Origin of the sequence: Acinetobacter sp. PW68, assembly GCF_020982655.1 — a bacterium.
Taxonomy (GTDB): domain Bacteria; phylum Pseudomonadota; class Gammaproteobacteria; order Pseudomonadales; family Moraxellaceae; genus Acinetobacter; species Acinetobacter towneri_A.
Genome location: NZ_JAHZSX010000001.1, coordinates 142,894 through 163,323 on the forward strand (window position 1 = coordinate 142,894; position 20,430 = coordinate 163,323).

General features: G+C 42.7%; 19 protein-coding genes, 2 tRNA genes and 1 rRNA gene. 17 read left to right on the forward strand and 5 right to left on the reverse strand.

Annotated features, from left to right (window positions below):
- Positions 1 to 76: 76 nt before the first annotated feature.
- The 10 genes from K1T76_RS00595 (at position 77) to K1T76_RS00640 (ending at position 8,264) form a co-directional block, all read left to right on the forward strand.
- Positions 77 to 916, forward strand: coding sequence for a metal ABC transporter solute-binding protein, Zn/Mn family (locus K1T76_RS00595; RefSeq protein WP_230243792.1), 840 nt, complete (start codon positions 77 to 79; stop codon positions 914 to 916).
- A 172-nt stretch (positions 917 to 1,088) separates the two neighbouring features.
- The gene (locus K1T76_RS00600) at positions 1,089 to 1,502 is read left to right on the forward strand and encodes an ATP synthase subunit I (RefSeq protein WP_230243795.1); all 414 of its coding nucleotides are present in this window, start codon (positions 1,089 to 1,091) and stop codon (positions 1,500 to 1,502) included.
- An 87-nt stretch (positions 1,503 to 1,589) separates the two neighbouring features.
- Positions 1,590 to 2,465 (forward strand): F0F1 ATP synthase subunit A, encoded by an 876-nt coding sequence (gene atpB / locus K1T76_RS00605; RefSeq protein WP_168419254.1) that lies wholly within the window; start codon positions 1,590 to 1,592, stop codon positions 2,463 to 2,465.
- Positions 2,466 to 2,550: 85 nt separating this feature from the next.
- Entirely contained in the window at positions 2,551 to 2,796 is a 246-nt protein-coding gene (gene atpE / locus K1T76_RS00610) for a F0F1 ATP synthase subunit C (protein ID WP_000424060.1), read from the forward strand.
- A 39-nt stretch (positions 2,797 to 2,835) separates the two neighbouring features.
- The gene (locus tag K1T76_RS00615; RefSeq protein ID WP_004970142.1) at positions 2,836 to 3,306 is read left to right on the forward strand and encodes a F0F1 ATP synthase subunit B; all 471 of its coding nucleotides are present in this window, start codon (positions 2,836 to 2,838) and stop codon (positions 3,304 to 3,306) included.
- 12 nt (positions 3,307 to 3,318) lie between these two features.
- Positions 3,319 to 3,855, forward strand: coding sequence for a F0F1 ATP synthase subunit delta (locus K1T76_RS00620; RefSeq protein ID WP_019837171.1), 537 nt, complete (start codon positions 3,319 to 3,321; stop codon positions 3,853 to 3,855).
- A gap of 40 nt (positions 3,856 to 3,895) precedes the next feature.
- Positions 3,896 to 5,440, forward strand: a complete 1,545-nt coding sequence (gene atpA / locus K1T76_RS00625) for a F0F1 ATP synthase subunit alpha (RefSeq protein WP_019837172.1) — start codon at positions 3,896 to 3,898, stop codon at positions 5,438 to 5,440.
- 83 nt (positions 5,441 to 5,523) lie between these two features.
- Entirely contained in the window at positions 5,524 to 6,393 is an 870-nt protein-coding gene (atpG, locus tag K1T76_RS00630; protein WP_180112838.1) for a F0F1 ATP synthase subunit gamma, read from the forward strand.
- A 29-nt stretch (positions 6,394 to 6,422) separates the two neighbouring features.
- Positions 6,423 to 7,817 (forward strand): F0F1 ATP synthase subunit beta, encoded by a 1,395-nt coding sequence (gene atpD, locus K1T76_RS00635; RefSeq protein ID WP_004970134.1) that lies wholly within the window; start codon positions 6,423 to 6,425, stop codon positions 7,815 to 7,817.
- 27 nt (positions 7,818 to 7,844) lie between these two features.
- The gene (locus K1T76_RS00640; RefSeq protein WP_004970132.1) at positions 7,845 to 8,264 is read left to right on the forward strand and encodes a F0F1 ATP synthase subunit epsilon; all 420 of its coding nucleotides are present in this window, start codon (positions 7,845 to 7,847) and stop codon (positions 8,262 to 8,264) included.
- A gap of 79 nt (positions 8,265 to 8,343) precedes the next feature.
- Here the strand turns inward: K1T76_RS00640 and K1T76_RS00645 are convergent, their stop codons facing one another.
- Together K1T76_RS00645 and K1T76_RS00650 are read right to left on the reverse strand one after the other, a co-directional pair.
- A complete protein-coding gene (locus K1T76_RS00645) occupies positions 8,344 to 8,934 on the reverse strand; it encodes a hypothetical protein (RefSeq protein ID WP_442780689.1) in 591 nt (196 codons plus the stop codon).
- A 321-nt stretch (positions 8,935 to 9,255) separates the two neighbouring features.
- On the reverse strand, positions 9,256 to 9,801 hold the full coding sequence (locus K1T76_RS00650) for a glutathione peroxidase (RefSeq protein WP_230243797.1): 546 nt from the start codon (positions 9,799 to 9,801) through the stop codon (positions 9,256 to 9,258).
- Positions 9,802 to 10,087: 286 nt separating this feature from the next.
- Here K1T76_RS00650 and K1T76_RS00655 point away from each other — a divergent pair, with 286 nt between their 5' ends.
- The gene (locus tag K1T76_RS00655; RefSeq protein ID WP_230243798.1) at positions 10,088 to 10,996 is read left to right on the forward strand and encodes a DMT family transporter; all 909 of its coding nucleotides are present in this window, start codon (positions 10,088 to 10,090) and stop codon (positions 10,994 to 10,996) included.
- A gap of 390 nt (positions 10,997 to 11,386) precedes the next feature.
- Here K1T76_RS00655 and K1T76_RS00660 read toward each other — a convergent pair whose 3' ends face one another.
- From K1T76_RS00660 to K1T76_RS00670, 3 genes are read right to left on the reverse strand one after another with little or no spacing between them, the layout of a single operon-like run.
- On the reverse strand, positions 11,387 to 11,956 hold the full coding sequence (locus tag K1T76_RS00660; protein WP_019837179.1) for an L-threonylcarbamoyladenylate synthase: 570 nt from the start codon (positions 11,954 to 11,956) through the stop codon (positions 11,387 to 11,389).
- A gap of 49 nt (positions 11,957 to 12,005) precedes the next feature.
- The gene (gene dprA / locus K1T76_RS00665) at positions 12,006 to 13,229 is read right to left on the reverse strand and encodes a DNA-processing protein DprA (RefSeq protein ID WP_230243800.1); all 1,224 of its coding nucleotides are present in this window, start codon (positions 13,227 to 13,229) and stop codon (positions 12,006 to 12,008) included.
- A 17-nt stretch (positions 13,230 to 13,246) separates the two neighbouring features.
- Positions 13,247 to 14,404, reverse strand: a complete 1,158-nt coding sequence (locus tag K1T76_RS00670; protein ID WP_230243802.1) for a LysM peptidoglycan-binding domain-containing protein — start codon at positions 14,402 to 14,404, stop codon at positions 13,247 to 13,249.
- Between the two features lie 119 nt (positions 14,405 to 14,523).
- Here K1T76_RS00670 and def point away from each other — a divergent pair, with 119 nt between their 5' ends.
- The 6 genes from def (at position 14,524) to K1T76_RS00700 (ending at position 20,139) form a co-directional block, all read left to right on the forward strand.
- Positions 14,524 to 15,054, forward strand: a complete 531-nt coding sequence (gene def / locus K1T76_RS00675) for a peptide deformylase (protein ID WP_019837182.1) — start codon at positions 14,524 to 14,526, stop codon at positions 15,052 to 15,054.
- 117 nt (positions 15,055 to 15,171) lie between these two features.
- On the forward strand, positions 15,172 to 15,594 hold the full coding sequence (locus K1T76_RS00680) for a DUF2946 family protein (RefSeq protein WP_442780690.1): 423 nt from the start codon (positions 15,172 to 15,174) through the stop codon (positions 15,592 to 15,594).
- Positions 15,595 to 15,657: 63 nt separating this feature from the next.
- Positions 15,658 to 17,697 (forward strand): TonB-dependent copper receptor, encoded by a 2,040-nt coding sequence (locus K1T76_RS00685; protein WP_019837184.1) that lies wholly within the window; start codon positions 15,658 to 15,660, stop codon positions 17,695 to 17,697.
- A 588-nt stretch (positions 17,698 to 18,285) separates the two neighbouring features.
- Positions 18,286 to 19,824 (forward strand): 16S ribosomal RNA (locus tag K1T76_RS00690).
- A 59-nt stretch (positions 19,825 to 19,883) separates the two neighbouring features.
- Positions 19,884 to 19,960: transfer RNA gene (locus K1T76_RS00695), tRNA-Ile, on the forward strand.
- A gap of 103 nt (positions 19,961 to 20,063) precedes the next feature.
- Positions 20,064 to 20,139, forward strand: a tRNA-Ala gene (locus tag K1T76_RS00700).
- The last annotated feature ends 291 nt before the right edge of the window (positions 20,140 to 20,430 follow it).

The window sequence follows — 20,430 nt, forward strand, 5'->3', positions numbered from 1 at the left end:
CAGTTTCGATTATACATAGGTATTTTTATAAATTTGTTATACTATAACATTTATCGATTTTTCGTGATATGTCGCAATGTTTCGTTTATTTAGTTTCTGTTTATTGGTGTTGTGCAGTACTGTCAGCATGGCGCAGGCTTTGGTGGTGTCTACACATCCTATCTATCTGATTGCCCAAAAAGTCACAAAAAATATCGAAACACCCACGTTATTACTGGCAGATCAAACAGGGCATGATGTATCACTCACGCCTGCACATCGAAAAATCATCCAAGATGCGGGTTTAATTATTTGGTTGGGTAAAGCGCATGAAGCACCGCTAGAACGTGTATTACATCAAAATCCTAAAGCGATTGCCTTATTAGAATCTGGGATTATGAAAACTTTGCCGCAGCGTTCAGAACGTGGCGCAGCCTTAAAAAATACGGTAGACAGTCATGTCTGGCTCGATCCAAACAATGCAGTGCGTATCGGCTTCTTTATTGCTGAGTTGCGTTCTCAGCAAATGCCTGAACATCGCGATGCATACTGGAACAACGCACGTGCCTTCGCGCAGAGCTTATTCAAAAGTGCAAGTCAATTTCAGACTCAAACCGCAGCACAGCCATATTGGGCTTATCACGATGCCTATCAATATTTAGAACGTACCTTAAATTTAGAATTTGCAGGTTCATTGACCAATGATCCGCATATTGCCCCTACAGTTGCTCAAATCAAATATTTGAACGATCACCGTCCAAATCCAAAAATGTGCCTGCTTGCTGAAGGACATGCCAGTAAAAATCAGTATATGAAATTGAATCCAATTGTGTTTCAAAAGGTCGATGAAAGCATGCGCGGCGCAGATGATTTTGTGCAAGCGTGGCAGCAATTGGCCAAGCAAACCAAGGCTTGTGTATTAAATGCACGAAAATGATGCGTTTTTTAAACAAAATTGAAATATGACAATTCCGAGACTAACATGCAAAAAATCACGACTAAGGTCGGGAAACGATTGCATGTTCAGGGGGCTAACTCTATAATGCCTGCGATAAAAAACGATCATCAGTTGAACTTGTCAAGCATTAATGCTGTGAGTGGATAAAAAAATGAGCCGAACTAGTCGCTTGATTGACCGACGATTAGCTAAAGCTTTGGTCTTCTTACAAGCATTTATGATTCCAGTTTCAGCCCTGATAGCGTGGGTCTTGAAAGACTCAACGGCTGCCTTAAGCGCTGCACTTGGTGCGAGTGTTTGTTGGTTGGCAAGTTGTTATTTTTCATGGCAGTCGTTTCGAGCAGCAGGTGCACGAGCGTCCAGACAGGTTCTTTCGAACATGTATAGAGGAATGCTCGGTAAGTTTGCAATCGTGATCGTAGGATTCATTTTAATTTTAAGCAATGTACAGCCGTTATCCCCGGTGGCATTGTTTTGTGGTTTTATGCTCGTTCAAAGCATGTCGTGGGTTGCGCCATTTTGGGTGTCACGATTCAAAAACGAGTCTAAACGCAGCAAAAATTGAAAAGTTTTTCAGGAATAGGCGAGATATCAAGCAGCACGCGATGTTCGTTTATTCTATTAGTTTTTTTACATTGACCAGGTGTGATTTATGGCTGCTGAAGAACATGCCCTTACTTCGACCGAGTATATCAAGCATCACTTGACCAATATGACCTATGGCAAAATGCCAGACGGTTCATGGAAGTTGGCTGAGTCTGCTGAAGAAGCTCAACAGATGGGGTTCACTGCTATTCACTTGGATTCAATGGGTTGGTCTATTGGACTTGGTCTGATCTTCTGTTTCTTGTTCTGGATCGTGGCGAAAGCTGCAAATGCGGGCGTGCCTAGCAAATTCCAGTCAGCAATTGAAGTGATTATCGAGTTTGTGGATTCTAGTGTACGTGATACCTTCCACGGGAAGTCTCGATTAATTGCACCCCTAGCATTAACCATTTTCGTGTGGATTTTCCTCATGAACTTGATGGACTTAATCCCTGTTGACTTTATTCCTTATGTAGCTCAACAGGCGATTGCTTCTATGCTGGGTGTAGATCCTCATCAGGTTTACTTTAAAATTGTTCCGACTACAGATCCAAACATTACCTTAGGTATGTCTATTTCTGTATTCTTCTTAATTATTTTCTATAGTATTCGTGAAAAAGGAATTGGCGGCTTCGTTGGTGAGTTAGCACTTAACCCATTTAACCCAAGTAATCCAGTTGCTAAAGTGCTTTTAATTCCATTCAACTTATTGTTGGAATTGACTACTTTCTTGGCGCGACCAGTTTCATTGGCTCTACGACTATTCGGTAACATGTATGCGGGTGAGTTAATCTTCATTCTTATCGCGTTATTACCGTTCTGGATCCAGTGGGCATTGTCTGTGCCTTGGGCGATTTTCCACATTTTGATTATTACGCTACAAGCATTCATTTTCATGATGTTGACAATCGTGTACATGAGTATGGCAAGCGAAAAGCATTAATGGTACTGCCTAACTGTCAACCGATGGTTGGGCACACAATTTTTTAACTTAATTTGGTATAAAACCTAACCTCTGAGGAATTATCATGGAACTCACTTTAGGTCTAGTTGCAATTGCATCTGCTATCTTGATCGCTTTCGGTGCTTTAGGTACTGCGATTGGTTTTGGTCTTTTAGGCGGTCGCTTCCTTGAAGCTGTTGCTCGTCAACCAGAATTGGCTCCACAACTTCAAACTCGTATGTTCTTAATCGCGGGTCTTCTTGATGCTGTGCCTATGATCGGTGTTGGTATTGGCTTGTTCTTCATCTTCGCTAATCCATTTGTAGGTTAATCAGCTTAATTCCGAAATTCACTATTTGAGGAATTTGCAATGAATATCAACCTCACATTGTTTGGCCAAGCGATTGCATTTGCGATTTTCGTCGCATTCTGCATGAAGTTTGTATGGCCACCACTAATCAATGCGATTAGTGAGCGTCAGCGTCGTATTGCTGACGGCTTAAATGCAGCTGAAAAAGCCAAAGCTGATCTTGCCGATGCGCAAGCTCAAGTGAAAGCTGAATTAGATGCAGCTAAAGCACAAGCGGCTCAATTGATCGAACAAGCGAATCGTCGTGCAGCACAATTGGTAGAAGAAGCGCGTACTCAAGCATCTGCTGAAGGTGAGCGTATTCGTCAACAAGCGAAAGAAGCTGTTGATACAGAAATCAATTCTGCTCGCGAAGAATTACGTCAACAAGTAGCTGCGCTTGCAGTAACTGGTGCAGAGAAAATTCTTAGCCAGCAAGTTGACGCAGAAGCTCACAATGCCATGCTGACTCAGCTGGCTGCTAAACTTTAAGAGAGGCAGATTATGGCTGAACTCTTGACGTTGGCACGCCCATACGCTAAAGCAGCATTTGCTTACGCTTCTGAGCAAGGTGCAACTGACACTTGGTCAACAGCACTTAACTTGCTCAGTGCTGCGGTGCAAGACGAAGCATTTTCAGCTTACTTAAATCGCCCTGAGCTTACGCCTGCTGAGCAGGTGAGTATTTTTGCCAAAGTTTTAGGTGAAGACCAAACTGCAGCAGTGTCAAACTTTTTGACATTGCTTGCTGAAAATAACCGTTTGGCTTTACTTCCTGAAATTCAAGCAGAATACGAACAGCTCAAATCACAGAATAACAATACTGTGGATGTTGTGATTGAATCAGCATTCCCATTGACTTCTGTCCAAGAACAAATTCTTGCTCAAGCGTTAGAAAAACGTTTCGCTGCAGCAGTAAATGTTTCTGTAGAAGTGAACCCAGCGTTAATTGCGGGTGTAGTTATTCGTGCAGGCGACCAAGTGATAGATGATTCTGCGCTTAACAAGCTTGAAAAAATGCGGACACGTCTTTTAGCTTAATTGCGAAGACTGAACTAATAAAAGATTGAGGTATAGCGCAATGCAACAACTGAATCCATCCGAGATCAGTGCGCTCATTAAACAGCGTATCGGCGATCTGGACACCAGCGCGACCGCTAAAAACGAAGGTACCATTGTTATGGTATCCGACGGTATTGTGCGCATTCACGGCCTTGCTGATGCAATGTACGGTGAAATGATCGAATTCGACGGCGGCTTATTTGGTATGGCACTGAACCTAGAACAGGATTCAGTGGGCGTCGTTGTTTTAGGTAACTACTTAAGCCTTCAAGAAGGTCAAAAAGCACGTTGCACAGGTCGTGTATTAGAAGTTCCGGTTGGTCCAGAACTTTTAGGCCGTGTAGTAGATGCTTTGGGTAACCCAATTGATGGTAAAGGCCCTATTGATGCAAAATTAACTGATGCTGTAGAAAAAGTAGCACCAGGCGTAATTTGGCGTCAATCAGTGGATCAACCTGTACAAACTGGTTATAAATCAGTTGATACCATGATCCCTGTAGGCCGTGGTCAACGTGAGTTGATCATTGGTGACCGTCAAACTGGTAAAACAGCAATGGCGATCGATGCGATCATCGCTCAGAAAAACTCTGGCATTAAGTGTGTATACGTAGCTATTGGTCAAAAACAATCGACTATTGCTAACGTAGTACGCAAGCTAGAAGAAACTGGTGCTATGGCGTATACAACTGTTGTTGCAGCAGCAGCGGCAGATCCAGCAGCAATGTTGTATCTTGCTCCGTACTCTGGCTGTACAATGGGTGAATACTTCCGTGACCGTGGTGAAGACGCGCTTATCATTTATGATGACTTGTCTAAGCAAGCTGTTGCGTATCGTCAAATTTCATTGCTTTTACGTCGTCCACCAGGTCGTGAAGCGTATCCAGGTGACGTGTTCTATCTACACTCGCGTCTACTTGAGCGTGCTTCTCGCGTATCTGCTGACTACGTTGAGAAATTCACTAACGGTGAAGTTAAAGGTCAAACTGGTTCTTTAACTGCATTGCCGATTATTGAAACTCAAGCAGGTGACGTATCTGCATTCGTACCAACCAACGTAATTTCGATTACAGATGGTCAGATCTTCTTAGAAACATCATTATTCAACGCGGGTATCCGTCCTGCGGTGAACGCGGGTATTTCTGTATCGCGTGTTGGTGGTTCTGCTCAAACTAAGATCATCAAAAAATTGTCTGGTGGTATCCGTACCGCTTTGGCGCAATACCGTGAATTGGCAGCGTTTGCTCAGTTCGCTTCTGACCTTGACGAAGCAACTCGTAAGCAACTTGAACATGGTCAACGTGTAACTGAGTTAATGAAGCAGAAACAATATGCGCCATACTCAATTGCTGACCAAGCTGTTTCAGTTTATGCATCTAACGAAGGCTATATGGCTGACGTAGAAGTGAAGAAAATCGTAGACTTTGATGCTGCGTTAATCTCTTACTTCCGTTCAGAACACGCTGCGTTAATGCAACAAATCGATGAAACTGGTGATTTCAACAAAGACATCGAAGCTGCAATCAAAGCAGGTATTGAAAGCTTTAAAGCGACTCAAACTTACTAATTTAGCATTGGCTAGTTAGGGGTTTGGTTCACGGAATCAACCTTCGGAAGCCTGAAAGGGCTTTCGAATACTAGGTTAAGCGTATGGCAAATTTAAAAGAAATTCGCGCCAAAGTAGCTAGTATCAAAAGCACGCAGAAGATTACTCGAGCGATGCAGATGGTAGCAGCTTCTAAGATGCGTCGTGCGCAAGAGCGCATGGCTCAAGGCCGTCCGTATGCCGAAAATATGCACCGTGTAATTGCTCATTTGGTACAAGCGAACCCTGAATACAAACACCGTTATATGGTTGAACGCCCAGTTAAGCGCGTTGGCTATATCATCGTGTCTTCAGATCGTGGCCTTGCTGGTGGTTTGAACATTAACTTGTTCAAGAAAGTGGTAAAACACGTTCAGCAGCAACAAGAGCAGTCAATTGAAGTTCAATTTGCTTTAATTGGTCAAAAAGCGGTTTCGTTTTTTAAAAACTACGGCGGTAAAGTGCTTGGTGCAACAACTCAGGTTGGTGATGCGCCGAGTCTTGAACAGTTAGCTGGTTCTGTACAAGTGATGTTGGATGCTTATGATAAAGGCGAGTTAGATCGTATTTATCTAGTGTCAAACGGCTTTGTCAATGCCATGACTCAAAATCAAAAAATCGAACAACTTGTTCCTTTAGCTGCTGCTGAAGAAAACAAGACCCTTAACCGTCAATACGGTTGGGACTATATCTATGAACCAGAAGCTGAAGAGCTGTTAAATGGTTTATTGGTTCGTTACATCGAGTCTATGGTTTATCAAGGTGTGATTGAAAACATCGCATGTGAACAGTCTGCGCGTATGGTTGCAATGAAAGCTGCAACAGATAACGCAGGTGAACTGATCAAGAGCCTACAACTTATTTATAACAAGCTGCGTCAAGCCGCGATTACTCAGGAAATTTCTGAAATCGTTGGTGGTGCCGCTGCCGTTTAACATTATTAGTTTGAATTGAGGAGACAGCAATGAGTGGCGGTCGTATCATTCAGATCATCGGCGCGGTTATCGACGTCGAGTTTGAACGCAACAGCGTTCCTAAGATCTATGACGCTCTCCAAGTTGACGGTACTGAAACTACATTAGAAGTTCAGCAACAACTTGGTGATGGCGTAGTTCGTACTATTGCAATGGGTTCTACTGAAGGCCTTAAGCGTGGTTTGAACGTAACAAACACTAACGCGCCAATCTCTGTACCTGTAGGTACAGCGACTCTTGGTCGTATTATGGACGTTCTTGGTCGCCCTATCGACGAAGCTGGTCCAGTTGCAACTGAAGAGCGTTTACCAATTCACCGTCAAGCGCCATCTTATGCAGAACAAGCGGCTTCTACTGACCTTTTAGAAACTGGTATTAAAGTCATTGACTTACTTTGCCCGTTCGCAAAAGGTGGTAAAGTTGGTCTGTTCGGTGGTGCGGGTGTTGGTAAAACCGTAAACATGATGGAGTTGATCAACAACATCGCTAAAGCGCACTCAGGTTTATCTGTATTCGCTGGTGTTGGTGAGCGTACTCGTGAAGGTAACGACTTCTATCACGAAATGAAAGACTCTAACGTTCTAGACAAAGTAGCAATGGTCTACGGTCAGATGAACGAGCCACCTGGTAACCGTTTACGCGTAGCGTTAACGGGTTTGACTATGGCTGAGTACTTCCGTGATCAAAAAGATGAGAACGGTAAAGGTCGTGACGTATTATTGTTCGTAGACAACATCTACCGTTATACACTAGCAGGTACTGAAGTATCAGCACTTCTAGGTCGTATGCCATCTGCAGTAGGTTATCAGCCTACACTTGCAGAAGAGATGGGTGTTCTTCAAGAACGTATTACTTCAACTAAGTCTGGTTCGATTACATCTATTCAAGCTGTATACGTACCTGCCGATGACTTGACTGACCCATCACCAGCTACAACGTTCGCGCACTTAGACGCAACTGTAGTATTGAGCCGTGACATTGCATCTCAAGGTATTTACCCTGCGATCGATCCACTAGACTCAACTTCACGTCAGTTAGATCCATTAGTTGTTGGTACTGAGCATTACGAAATTGCTCGTTCAGTTCAAAACGTTCTTCAACGTTATAAAGAATTGAAAGACATTATCGCAATTCTTGGTATGGACGAATTGTCAGAAGAAGACAAACTTACTGTATACCGTGCACGTAAGATCCAACGTTTCTTCTCTCAACCGTTCCACGTAGCTGAAGTATTTACTGGCGCGCCTGGTAAACTTGTACCGCTTAAAGACACAATTCGTGGCTTTAAAGGTCTTCTAGCAGGTGAATACGATCATATCCCAGAACAAGCGTTCTATATGGTTGGTGGTATTGACGAAGTGATTGCTAAAGCCGAGAAACTTTAATTAGCAGCTCTAATTTAGGAGATTCTCATGGCGACTATGCAATGTGATGTTGTAAGTGTAAAAGAGTCTTTGTACTCGGGCACTGTGACTATGCTAATTGCAAAAGGTGCTGGCGGTGAACTCGGTATTATGCCGGGTCACGCACCACTGGTAACTTTGCTTCAGCCGGGTGCAATCCGCGTTCTGCTGGAAAATGGTACAGAAGAATTAATCTATGTATCTGGTGGCGTTCTAGAAGTTCAACCGCATGTTGTTACGATTCTTGCAGATACTGCAGTTCGTGCAGAAAACTTAGATGAAGCGGCAATTATTGAAGCGCGTAAACACGCTGAACAATTGTTGGCAAATCAAAAGAGCGACTTGGACTCTGCTGCTGCTTTGGCTGCTTTGGCAGAAACAGCTGCACAGTTGGAAACCATCCGAAAAATCAAAAACCGCGCACTTTAATTGTCGGTTTAAGATTGAAAGAAGCCACTCGAAAGAGTGGCTTTTTTTATGTTGTTTGGAATTGAAGTCTTATATTTGCTTAAGATGCTGTATTGCTGGTTTCAGTTGGCTGATTCGACTCAGCTTGTAAAATCATCCCCGCCAGTTTTAGAATTTCAGCTTGAATATTCCCAATTTGCTGTTCCAGTTTTTTAAAGTCCACCTTGCTTAAATCGACTTGTCCATTTAAAAATGGCGAAGCCAAAACTTGCTGATTAGCCGTCAATAGGTTTTGACGGATGGTATCAATTTCTTGTGTTTTTAAGTCTAGGCTGCTTAGTGTTTGATTAAAGCCTTGTAATTGCTGCTGTAATTGAGTCGCTGCAATCTGTAATTGTTGTGGATCTTGCGCATCTACAGCGGTTTGCAACTCAGACTTGGTTTGATTCAGTTGTTCGACATATTGACCTGCTTTGAGCTGTAGATCAGCCACATCGCGCACAATGTAGAACATATTGCCACTGCTTAATGGGGGACTAGTTGTATTTGCAGTGATATTAGATGATACGTTTGAATCATCTTGGTTTGTTGTATGGGGTGGTGGCGTATTCATTTGATCACAGGCGCTGAGTAGAAAGGCAGAACTCAATAATGCAAAAGGAAGTCGTGCCATCAAAGATACATTTTTCATATTCATGAGATTTTGCGTGGTTAATGAAGATGAATATAAAACTAAAATATGAATAAAAAACAGATTGTTGCAAAGCGATAACAAATCTTAATTTTTGTCTAAATCAAAAAATAGGAATTTTAAAGAAACTCCTATGTATTAAACACCTTTCATAAATGAAAAAATGATCATAAGTAATAAGTCGAATTGATATTGCTAGTCCCTTCTCTTGCGCCATATATGGCTCAGGATGAGGAATATATTCCGCAAGAGGATAAGGGGGGCTGAATTATTATGGACTTAAAGACTATATGAACTGTATTCACATACTGAATAAAAAAATCATTTAGCCAGTTCAGCCTCAATTGCTTCTAAAATGCGTGGGTCATCTGCAGTTAAATCTGGGGCAAAACGCGCTACAACTTCACCTTGTTTATTCACCAAAAACTTTTCAAAGTTCCATAACACTTCAGGCGGTTCATTTGGGGTTAAGCCGTAATCAACCAAATCTTTCCACCATGGGCCTTCACCAATGCGTTCAGGAATTGCTTGCGTTAAAGCCGTATAGAGTGGATGCTTTTCTGCACCCACGACTGGAATTTTGGCAAACAATGGAAAATTCACCTGATAATTCAGTGAGCAAAATTCCTGAATTTCTGCATCGCTGCCAGGTTCTTGTGCCAAGAAGTCATTCGATGGAAAGGCCAAAATTTCTAAGCCTTGTGCTTGTTTTGCTGCGTAGAGTTGCTGTAAGCCCTCGTATTGCGGAGTCAAGCCACATTTTGATGCCACGTTCACGATCAACAACACTTTTCCAGCATACTGGTTTAATGTGGTTTCCGTACCCTGATTGGTCTTCACTGCAATGTCATAAACTGAAGTGCGCATAGTTGCTTCCTAGAATTTGTATTTACCGCTACTGTTGTAACTGTAATTTTTGGATACAGCAAGTTTTAAAGCAAAGAAATTTACGGCATTGACCAAGACCTGTGTAGCCTTGAAATTGCGCAGAAAAATGTCATTCGTATCTGCATTTTGTTTTATTGATGGATAAATTGAGAGAAAAGTGTCATAAATATACGCTAGGCTTTTTTAACACTTTGTATCACAAATCAGTTATAGAAAAAGGTCTCAAAGCAGCTATGCTGCTTGGTACAACAAGGATGATGAATACATGATACGGTCAGATAAAGGCGTATTTTGGGCAATTTTATTGCCATTGATTGCGGTATTGATTTGGTCGTTAAATATTGCGGTGACGCGCTATGTTGCAGCGTATATTTCACCCGTCAGTATCAGTTTTTATCGTTGGTTGATTGCTTTTCTGATTTTGACACCATGGATATTGCCAAAAGTTTGGCAGCAGCGTGAGTTGATTCGCCCCCATTTGAAACAGTTGGCAGTGCTCAGTGCATTTGGTTTGGTGCTGTATCAAGGTCTCAGCTATACCGCAGCAAATTACACCACTGCAACTAATATGGGCATTATTAATGCATTTATTCCCATGTTTACGGTCTTGGTTTCGTTGCTGATCTTAAAAGAGATTCCCACACGATTTGCTGTTTTAGGCTGCATGATTTCATTTTTGGGCTTGTTGTATGTAATTGCACAAGGAGATTTACGTCAACTCAGTCAACTGACAGGGCATGCGGGTGATATGCTCATGGTTTTGGCGGTATTTTTTTACGCCTTTTATGGGGTGTTTTTAAAAAAATGGAATTTAAAATTGCCGCTCATGCTAAGTCTTTATGTGCAAATTATATTCGCCTTACTTTATCATCTTCCATTTATTATATGGTTCGGCTTAGATCACTTAAATAGTCAAAATGGTTTAAGTGTGCTGTATGCAGGTATATTTCCTTCAATTATTGCGCCTTTGGTATGGATGTTAGCTGTTCAATATTTAGGACCCAATCGCACCAGTATTTTTATGAATTTGATGCCTGTTTTTACGGCCATTATTGCATATTTTTGGTTGGCAGAAGTGTGGGGGAGTTATCACAGTATCGGTGGATTGATTATTTTAATGGGGATTGTGTTGGCGCAAATGAAGACACGTGTACAAATTCAAGCAAAAAGTTGAGCTAATGGATTATTTACTGGTCAGTTAAAGGTATATTTAAAATACCTTTTATTCAAAATTTATTCAGTATTGAGCGTTATGAATTATGACAGTTTTTTTAATTTTTCTAAAATAATTGTAAAAATAGTAAGATAATTTAAATTGTTAAGAAAAAAAGATGAATCTTTCATCGAATATTTGTCTTGGATTAATAGGAAAAATCTATTTGTATAGTCGACTAAAATACTCCATAATTCACGTACTGGAAATGACCTACTGTTTTTCATAATCAGTGAGTTATCATTAACAGCAAGATTTTCAAACCCTCTGGATGTGTTTTTATACACATCCTTTTTATGCTCAACCATCCCTATATGGTTGAGCTTTTTTTTATCTAAAATTTGTCTAAAGCTAGGCGCGAATCACTGTCCCAGTCTCTGCATCTAAAATACGGCTGGGTTGCTGGCTTAAACCTAAATCACCATTTAAGTAGTGCAATTGTTGTTGGAAATATTGTGTTGCTTCTTGCAAAGAGCGTGCAGGGTCCAGTCCCGCAGGATTGGCACTGGTCGATACAATAAAGCCATCAAAGGCATGGCATAGCGCCATACATAAAGGATGATTGGTTACGCGCACTGCCACTTTGGGGTGTTGACCTGTAATCCACTCTGGAATTGCGGCTGTGCTGGGTAATAACCAAGTGGTCGCTCGATCTGTAGGATGAGTATTCGTCCATGATGCAATCACGCGATCTCGCATTTCTGGGGTTAAATCCTGCAGCAAATGCTCCACTTGTGATAGATGTCCTGCCAGCAAAATCACACCTTTTTCAATCGGGCGCTGTTTCAGGCGTAGAATTTCCAAAAATGCCTGTTGATTATATGGATCACATCCCAATCCCCAAACGGCCTCTGTAGGATAGGCCAGTACCTGTCCTTGTAGTAGACATGCAGCGGCTTCGGTGACAGAGGTTGTAATCATGGGAGTTTTACCTAAACAGAAACGTGAAAATAGGCGCTTATTGTGAACCTTATTTGTGGGGACGACAACGCAGATATAAACCTGATTGTTGTAAACAGAAGCCCATGAGTTCCAGTTCCATTAATGCGCTGGTGAGTGTGGCAATATCTAAATTTAGTTGCTGTGCCAAGTAGTCGATGCTTTGTCCGACCCAATCCAGTTGTTGATACAGCGTCAATAAATGCTCGGGAATGTGCGGCGTAGTTGTATCGGTTGTTTTTGTAGTGGTGCTTAGAAGCGCTGTTTCAGTTGGTGGTCTAGGAGATTCTGTTTCTGTCGATACTGCTGTGACCTGATTGGGGTTTGTCACAATTTGGTTTTGTTGATATTGCCATTGGGTTGGCAGGGCTAAATCCTCAATCACTTGTTCAGGATGGTCGACCAAAATTGCACCTTCACGAATTAATTGATGGCAACCTTGATGAAATTCACTATAAATATGTCCAGGAATGGCAAATATCAATTTGCCTTGCTCTGCTGCCAATTTTGCGGTAATCAGTGAGCCACTATTTAAGCTGGCTTCAGCAACTATCACACCTAAACTGAGTCCACTGACAATACGGTTGCGTCGTGGGAAATGTTGCTGTAAGGGTTTGGTGTGCGGTAAGAACTCCGTAATTACGGCACCACCACATTCCACAATCTGTTGGCGCAGGCTGTGATGTGCACTTGGATAAGTGCTGTCCAAACCTGTGCCCATGACTGCAATAGTACGTTGATGTTGCAAAGCGCCTTGATGCGCGGCCTCATCAATACCTTGTGCCAAACCGCTATTGATAAAGAACCCTTGTTCACTTAAATAGTAAGCAAAATCATAAGCCACTTGTCGACCATGCGGGCTGGCTTTACGACTGCCGACAATTGCAATTTGCGCTTGCAACAAAGCCTGTGCATTGCCTTGTCCAAATAAAATGGGTGGCCTGTTGGTATAGGGGCGTAACTGATTCGGATAGTCAGCATCATCCAGAGTTAAAACAAAATCGCACTGCTGTTGCAGTTGATTCAGACATTGTTCAAAGGCAAGCTGCCCTGTAGGGCTAAGATATTCTTTGGCACGTTGTAGATGGTTGGCATGAATGCGCACATCTGACCACGTGAGGAGGTGTTCGGGCTGCACTGCGGCAGCCACGGAACCATAATGTTGTACGAGTTTGGAAAAACTGGACAATGAATGTTGAACCAAATACCACAATAAAATGGAGTTGATTTGCTGTGGGCTGAATGAATTCAACATCACCATCTCAAACCGTTTTAGTCATCCATACGCGGTGCTTGTAGGCTAGCACCGACTTTAATAGGCAATTCGCTGTCTAAGACATATGCATAGCTAATGTGGTCAAAGCTCTTGAAGACCATGATATTGCCAATGCGTTCGCCTGGAAGCTGAACACGCTCTTTGGTTTTCGGGTCGGTGACCACTTCGCCTTTTTGCGTTACGCTAAAGACATAACCAGATTGCACGCCATGTAATGTACCGCGATCAATCGCCACAACACTGTGTTTTGCTGCGGTACCAATCGAGCCCATCACGCGTAGCACTTGCCCACCTGCGCTGACATTTTCAGCATGCGTTGGATAGAACAGGGTTGGCAACATTGGGTCATAAATTGGTAAGACACGATCACCACGACGCACTTCGGCATTGTAGGTATCGGTCAATTCAAGTGTGGTGATGTCATTTTCGCCACGTACTGCAATCCCTGCAGCAACTTGGGTGAGCTCAATGCCTGCATTGAATTTTTGACCATTGGCATCGATTAGCATGTACGGCTCACCTTCACGATATACCCCGTAGCGTTGACCTACTTCCAGACCTGCACCACGTGCATACACACTTTGACCTTTAGCGGCTAAAACACGCTGATCAGAAGTACCTAAAATATACGGTGTACCTTGTAACGCATTTGCGGCAATAATGCTGCTGCGCTCTAACCAGTGTTTGATATAGTCAAGTGGAATCACAGGAATGGTATTATTTAAAGATTCCACTCGAATTTGTGGTTGTAAATTGGTGCTCTTGCCTGCATAACGACGGATAATACCTTCACAACCATCGCCTTCATCTTTACCAATAATTGGACGACCTTCATAGGTACACATCAATAAACGGTCACCCGGGAAAATCCAGTGAGGATTTTTTACGTGACGGTTACTTGCCCAAATTTCAGGCCAACGTAATGGATTGTTCAGGAATTTTTTGGAAATATCCCATAAGGTATCGCCTTTTTTTACCACATACACATTTGGTGCGCTGGCTTTTAAGGCAGGCGGATTGATGTTTCGTGCAGGTGCTGCTTCAGCCACACTGATCGCACTAAGTCCCACTGTGAGACATACTGCGAGTGCTAAAACTTGCTTTTTAAACCCCAAGACACGAAAAGAGGATGTGTCTGTCAAAACCTTTTTCATTATCATAATTCCTAAAATTATGTATGTAGTTGCGTTATAATAACGATCTTACACACATTTTTTTGATGAAGCATTCCTTCATTCGGTTTTTTGATCAATGGCATAAGTGAGGATGTCCCATGGCCTTATTACCTATTTTAAGTTTCCCGGATCCCCGTCTGCGTACCATTGCAAAACCAGTCGAAGAAGTCACCGACGAGATTCGTCAGCTTGCAGCAGATATGTTTGAAACGATGTATGCCGCACCCGGAATTGGTCTGGCTGCAACGCAGGTCGATCATCATATTCAGCTGATAGTCATGGATTTATCTGAAAATAAAGATCAACCCATGGTCTTCATTAACCCCAAAGTTACCCCATTGACTGAAGAGACCCAACCGTATGAAGAAGGGTGTTTGTCAGTGCCTCAAATATACGACAAAGTTGAGCGTCCGTCACGCGTAAAAATTGAAGCGATTAACCTTGAGGGTCAATCCTTTACGCTAGAAGCGGATGAACTTCTCGCTGTTTGTATTCAACATGAAATGGATCACTTAAATGGCAAATTATTTGTCGATTATTTATCGCCGCTCAAACGTCAGCGCGCCCGCGAAAAAGTTGAAAAAATAGTGCGTCAGCGCCAGAAAGAAAAAGTCGCGGTTAAGCGTTAAAACGTAGACCAATCAAGAAGGCTTGAGGCACAAGTTTAGACCAAAGCCCAAAAATCGGCCCAATTTCGATTAGGCTTTGTTATACTTGTGCCATACAAATTCAGGATAGATCGTTCGTTGTTGCGTAGTGGTTTACTGCTTTCATTTATTGCAGTTTTTTTACAGATTGCTGTATTTTTACAGCCTTTGCTGCCTGAGCAATACCAAATTGCCCCAGTCTGTGAAACCATCACGCGTGCACTTTTATTGCCACACAAAACAATGGCTGCTGTGGATCATGATGTGCATAGCTCACATCTACAAACAGATCAACAAGATACGATACAAAACGAACATCATCATCACGATGCTTCACATCAATGTCAGTACTGTACGGTATATGGCAATTTAGTCCTACCACCTGAATTAGAGCTGAAAGAAGTGCTTGATCGTATTCAAGTGCGCCTTTTGGCATTCCAAAAACGTTTTCAACACGTTTGGTTTGCACTTCAGCAACTCTTTTTACTTCCGCAAGGACGTGCCCCGCCTCACTTTGCATAAATTCAAGATTTTTTTGGGTCTATTTTGACCCTAACTGTATTTATGCTTTAAGTGAGAAATAAAATGGCTCAGCCTAAATTTTTATTACAGCCTGTTGCGGCTGCAGTTTGTGTTGCCTGCTATTCAGCAAGTACGTTTGCCGATCAAACCGTTTTGACTGCCAATGCGCACAGTCTTGCCCCAATTGTTGCGACTGCACAGCAGGGTAATGATGCCAACGGTCTGGTGGTACGTGCCAATCCAAAACAACCTATTCAGCCTATTCCAGCCACAGATGGTGCAGATTATTTACAAAGTATTGTCGGTTTTAGTGCAGTGAACAGTGGTGCAGGTACCAATGGTGATGTGACCTTCCGTGGCATGTTTGGTTCACGTATTAAAATTTTAACCGATGGTTCTGAAAACTTGGGCGCATGTCCTAGCCGTATGGATTCGCCAACCTCTTATATTTCACCAGAAAGTTTTGATGAAATTACCGTGATTAAAGGTCCGCAAACTGTGCAATATGCCAACACGGGTTCGGCAGCAACGGTATTGTTTGAGCGTAAGCCTGAACAATTTGGTAAAGGTCAAAACTATCGTGGGCAAGCCAGTGTTTTGATGGGTTCATTTGGTCGTTTGGATCATAATATTGAAGCAGCCGCGGGCGATGCGCAGAAATATATTCGTTTAAATGCTAACCGTTCTGTGGCTGATAGCTATAAAGATGGCAATGGTACAACTGTTCCTTCGGATTGGGAGCGTTGGAATGCCGATGTCGCTTTAGGTTGGACACCCGATGAAAATACTTGGCTTGAGCTGACAGGTGGTCGTGGTGATGCCGAAGTGGTTTATGCAGGCCGCATGATGGATGGTTCTGAATTTGATCGCGAAAGTTTGGGTTTACGTGTAGAAAAGAAAAACATCACCGATGTGATTAAGAAAATTGAAGCACAGGTGAACTATAGCTTTAATGATCACGTGATGGACAATTATAGTCTGCGTAAAGTGGGAATGGCAGAACACCACATGACTAAAGAGCTGGTAGAAGCTAAATCTGCCATGAATGTGACTCGCCGTACTTTAAATGCCCGAATGGCCGTCACTCATGAATGGGACAAGTTGCAGTTTATTACCGGTGTGGATAGCCAGAATAATAAACATGGCAAAGGGATGTATTCTGCAACCATGCCAGGTATGAACTCACCTGTTAAAACAGATATGGAGTTTCAGTCTTATGGTGGTTTTGGTGAGTTGAGCTATCAACTCAACGATAATAATAAGTTGGTTACAGGTGTGCGTGTTGATCAGGTCGAAGTAGACGCAGTACAAACGGCTCAACAACGTAAAGAAACCTTACCAAGCGGTTTTATTCGTTTGGAAAATCAACATCCGCACCATGATGCCAAAACGTATGTCGGTTTGGGTTATGTAGAGCGTATGCCGGATTATTGGGAATTGTTTAGCCCTGTTAAAGGTAATGGTAGTGACAATACCTTTAAGAGTATTGATACTGAAAAAACACTTCAGCTTGATTTGGGTTATCAACATGAACATGGCGCATTCAGTTCTTGGGCATCGGCTTATGCAGGTTTGGTTCAAGATTTTATCTTGACCAAGTACAATGAAAACAATAAAGCTGAAACGCGAAATGTAGATGCCACCATTGCAGGTACAGAAGTTGGTATAGGTTATCAATTTACTGATGCCTTACAGGCAGATGTGAGTGCTATGTATGCGTGGGGTGAAAACACCACAAACAATACGCCGTTACCACAAATTTCACCTTTGGAAGGGCGTTTAAACCTGCGCTATGTTCAGGATAAATATACTTTAGGCGCATTATTACGTGTGGTGGATGGTCAAAGTCGTATCAGTGAACGTGAAGGTAATATCGTGGGCTATGATGTGAAAGAGAGTAGTGGTTTTGGTATATTATCTTTAAACGGCAGCTATAACCTAAGTAAAGGTGTTGATGTGTCTGTGGGTGTTGATAACGTACTAGATAAAACTTATAGCGAGCATTTAAACAAAATGGGTAATGCAGGTTTGGGTTTTGCTGCGAATGAGCAATTTAACAATATTGGTCGTAACTACTGGGCGCGTATCAGTATGAAGTTCTAATTTGGACTTTATTTAAACCAAAAGCAGGGCTTCGGCTCTGCTTTTTGCTTTTTATAAGAATAATTATATATAAAACATTGAGTTATATTTGAGGTTTGTGTTTTAAAAAATTAAGTAGATTTTTCTTAAAATAAATTTATAAGATAAAACAGTAGCTTATATGTTTTTGGGTTTATAAAATAAACACCCGATATATTTCTTTTGAAAAAAGTGTTGCACGTTAAAATAATTGTCCTATAATGCACATCGATCGGCGGTGATGCAGATTAAAACTTCTGATAAAACAATGACTTGATTGAAATTGATTGGGTTGGGTTTTAGAAAGTAAGTTTAAAATAATTTAAATTACCAGTTGACACTTTAGAAATAAAGCGTAATATAGCCGACCTAGCTTGATGCTGACGAAGCGTTGAGAAGATCATTAAGAGATTATGAAGAACAACTTGTGTGGATTTTTACTGATTGATTGATCGAAATTATTTCATTGATTGATTGGTTTAAATTACTCGAAGTTTATTTGAGCGAAATTTAAGTCAGAAAATTGATGAGCCAGATTTGGAAGTTTAGATTAAAACTTCAAAATGATTTTAACTGAAGAGTTTGATCATGGCTCAGATTGAACGCTGGCGGCAGGCTTAACACATGCAAGTCGAGCGGGCGAGGTTACTTCGGTAACTGAGCTAGCGGCGGACGGGTGAGTAAAGCTTAGGAATCTGCCTATTAGTGGGGGACAACATTCCGAAAGGGATGCTAATACCGCATACGTCCTACGGGAGAAAGCAGGGGATCACTTGTGACCTTGCGCTAATAGATGAGCCTAAGTCGGATTAGCTAGTTGGTGGGGTAAAGGCCTACCCAAGGCGACGATCTGTAGCGGGTCTGAGAGGATGATCCGCCACACTGGGACTGAGACACGGTAGACTCCTACGGGAGGCAGCAGTGGGGAATATTGGACAATGGGGGGAACCCTGATCCAGCCATGCCGCGTGTGTGAAGAAGGCCTTTTTGGTTGTAAAGCACTTTAAGCGAGGAGGAGGCTTACCTGGTTAATACCTGGGATAAGTGGACGTTACTCGCAGAATAAGCACCGGCTAACTCTGTGCCAGCAGCCGCGGTAATACAGAGGGTGCGAGCGTTAATCGGATTTACTGGGCGTAAAGCGCGCGTAGGTGGTTAATTAAGTCAAATGTGAAATCCCCGAGCTTAACTTGGGAATTGCATTCGATACTGGTTAGCTAGAGTATGGGAGAGGATGGTAGAATTCCAGGTGTAGCGGTGAAATGCGTAGAGATCTGGAGGAATACCGATGGCGAAGGCAGCCATCTGGTACCAATACTGACACTGAGGTGCGAAAGCATGGGGAGCAAACAGGATTAGATACCCTGGTAGTCCATGCCGTAAACGATGTCTACTAGCCGTTGGGGGATTTGATCCTTTAGTGGCGCAGCTAACGCGATAAGTAGACCGCCTGGGGAGTACGGTCGCAAGACTAAAACTCAAATGAATTGACGGGGTACCGCACAAGCGGTGGAGCATGTGGTTTAATTCGATGCAACGCGAAGAACCTTACCTGGCTTTGACATAGTAGAGACTTTCCAGAGATGGATTGGTGCCTTCGGGAATCTACATACAGGTGCTGCATGGCTGTCGTCAGCTCGTGTCGTGAGATGTTGGGTTAAGTCCCGCAACGAGCGCAACCCTTTTCCTTACTTGCCAGCATTTCGGATGGGAACTTTAAGGATACTGCCAGTGACAAACTGGAGGAAGGCGGGGACGACGTCAAGTCATCATACTCTTACGGTAGGGGCTACACACGTGCTACAATGGTCGGTACAAAGGGTTGCTACACAGCGATGTGATGCTAATCTCAAAAAGCCGATCGTAGTCCGGATCGCAGTCTGCAACTCGACTGCGTGAAGTCGGAATCGCTAGTAATCGCGGATCAGAATGCCGCGGTGAATACGTTCCCGGCCTTTGTACACACCGCCCGTCACACCATGGGAGTTTGTTGCACCAGAAGTAGGTAGTCTAACCGCAAGGAGGACGCTTACCACGGTGTGGTAGATGACTGGGGTGAAGTCGTAACAAGGTAGCCGTAGGGGAACCTGCGGCTGGATCACCTCCTTAACGAAAGATTGATGATTGGTAAGAATCCACAACAAGTTGTTCTTCATTGATGTATCTGAGGGTCTGTAGCTCAGTTGGTTAGAGCACACGCTTGATAAGCGTGGGGTCACAAGTTCAAGTCTTGTCAGACCCACCATGAGCAAGACTTAAAGCACTGCTTTAAGGCGAAGCGCAAGGCAAACGAACGTGAGTGAGTGCGCAGGCTATAATCTGATACATCGAATCACAGATGATAAGCTGGGGACTTAGCTTAGTTGGTAGAGCGCCTGCTTTGCACGCAGGAGGTCAGGAGTTCGACTCTCCTAGTCTCCACCACGTACTTATTAAGTGCGGGAATAAGCTAAAGATTGCAGAACTTAATAAAAGATCGAATGAATAAATTTGGTGGTTTATTAAGTTCTGTGATTTATCACAGTTGACTGCAGTCCGACGAGGATGCAGTGAATCATTAACAGATTGGCAAAAATTGAGTCTGAAATAAATTGTTCAACTCATTTCATTTAAGATTGACAGTAATGCTTTGTTGTTACGGTTTAATTACGAATTGAAATGAGCACTAGCAAATTAACTGAATCAAGCGTTTTGGTATATGAATTTAGATTGAAG

Bases quoted from the DNA above. Each gene is read 5' to 3' on its own strand.
- K1T76_RS00595 (WP_230243792.1), top strand. From the start codon at position 77: ATGTTTCGTTTATTTAGTTTCTGTTTATTGGTGTTGTGCAGTACTGTC.
- K1T76_RS00600 (WP_230243795.1), top strand. From the start codon at position 1,089: ATGAGCCGAACTAGTCGCTTGATTGACCGACGATTAGCTAAAGCTTTG.
- atpB (WP_168419254.1), top strand. From the start codon at position 1,590: ATGGCTGCTGAAGAACATGCCCTTACTTCGACCGAGTATATCAAGCAT.
- atpE (WP_000424060.1), top strand. From the start codon at position 2,551: ATGGAACTCACTTTAGGTCTAGTTGCAATTGCATCTGCTATCTTGATC.
- K1T76_RS00615 (WP_004970142.1), top strand. From the start codon at position 2,836: ATGAATATCAACCTCACATTGTTTGGCCAAGCGATTGCATTTGCGATT.
- K1T76_RS00620 (WP_019837171.1), top strand. From the start codon at position 3,319: ATGGCTGAACTCTTGACGTTGGCACGCCCATACGCTAAAGCAGCATTT.
- atpA (WP_019837172.1), top strand. From the start codon at position 3,896: ATGCAACAACTGAATCCATCCGAGATCAGTGCGCTCATTAAACAGCGT.
- atpG (WP_180112838.1), top strand. From the start codon at position 5,524: ATGGCAAATTTAAAAGAAATTCGCGCCAAAGTAGCTAGTATCAAAAGC.
- atpD (WP_004970134.1), top strand. From the start codon at position 6,423: ATGAGTGGCGGTCGTATCATTCAGATCATCGGCGCGGTTATCGACGTC.
- K1T76_RS00640 (WP_004970132.1), top strand. From the start codon at position 7,845: ATGGCGACTATGCAATGTGATGTTGTAAGTGTAAAAGAGTCTTTGTAC.
- K1T76_RS00645 (WP_442780689.1), bottom strand. From the start codon at position 8,934: ATGAAAAATGTATCTTTGATGGCACGACTTCCTTTTGCATTATTGAGT.
- K1T76_RS00650 (WP_230243797.1), bottom strand. From the start codon at position 9,801: ATGCGCACTTCAGTTTATGACATTGCAGTGAAGACCAATCAGGGTACG.
- K1T76_RS00655 (WP_230243798.1), top strand. From the start codon at position 10,088: ATGATACGGTCAGATAAAGGCGTATTTTGGGCAATTTTATTGCCATTG.
- K1T76_RS00660 (WP_019837179.1), bottom strand. From the start codon at position 11,956: ATGATTACAACCTCTGTCACCGAAGCCGCTGCATGTCTACTACAAGGA.
- dprA (WP_230243800.1), bottom strand. From the start codon at position 13,229: ATGTTGAATTCATTCAGCCCACAGCAAATCAACTCCATTTTATTGTGG.
- K1T76_RS00670 (WP_230243802.1), bottom strand. From the start codon at position 14,404: ATGAAAAAGGTTTTGACAGACACATCCTCTTTTCGTGTCTTGGGGTTT.
- def (WP_019837182.1), top strand. From the start codon at position 14,524: ATGGCCTTATTACCTATTTTAAGTTTCCCGGATCCCCGTCTGCGTACC.
- K1T76_RS00685 (WP_019837184.1), top strand. From the start codon at position 15,658: ATGGCTCAGCCTAAATTTTTATTACAGCCTGTTGCGGCTGCAGTTTGT.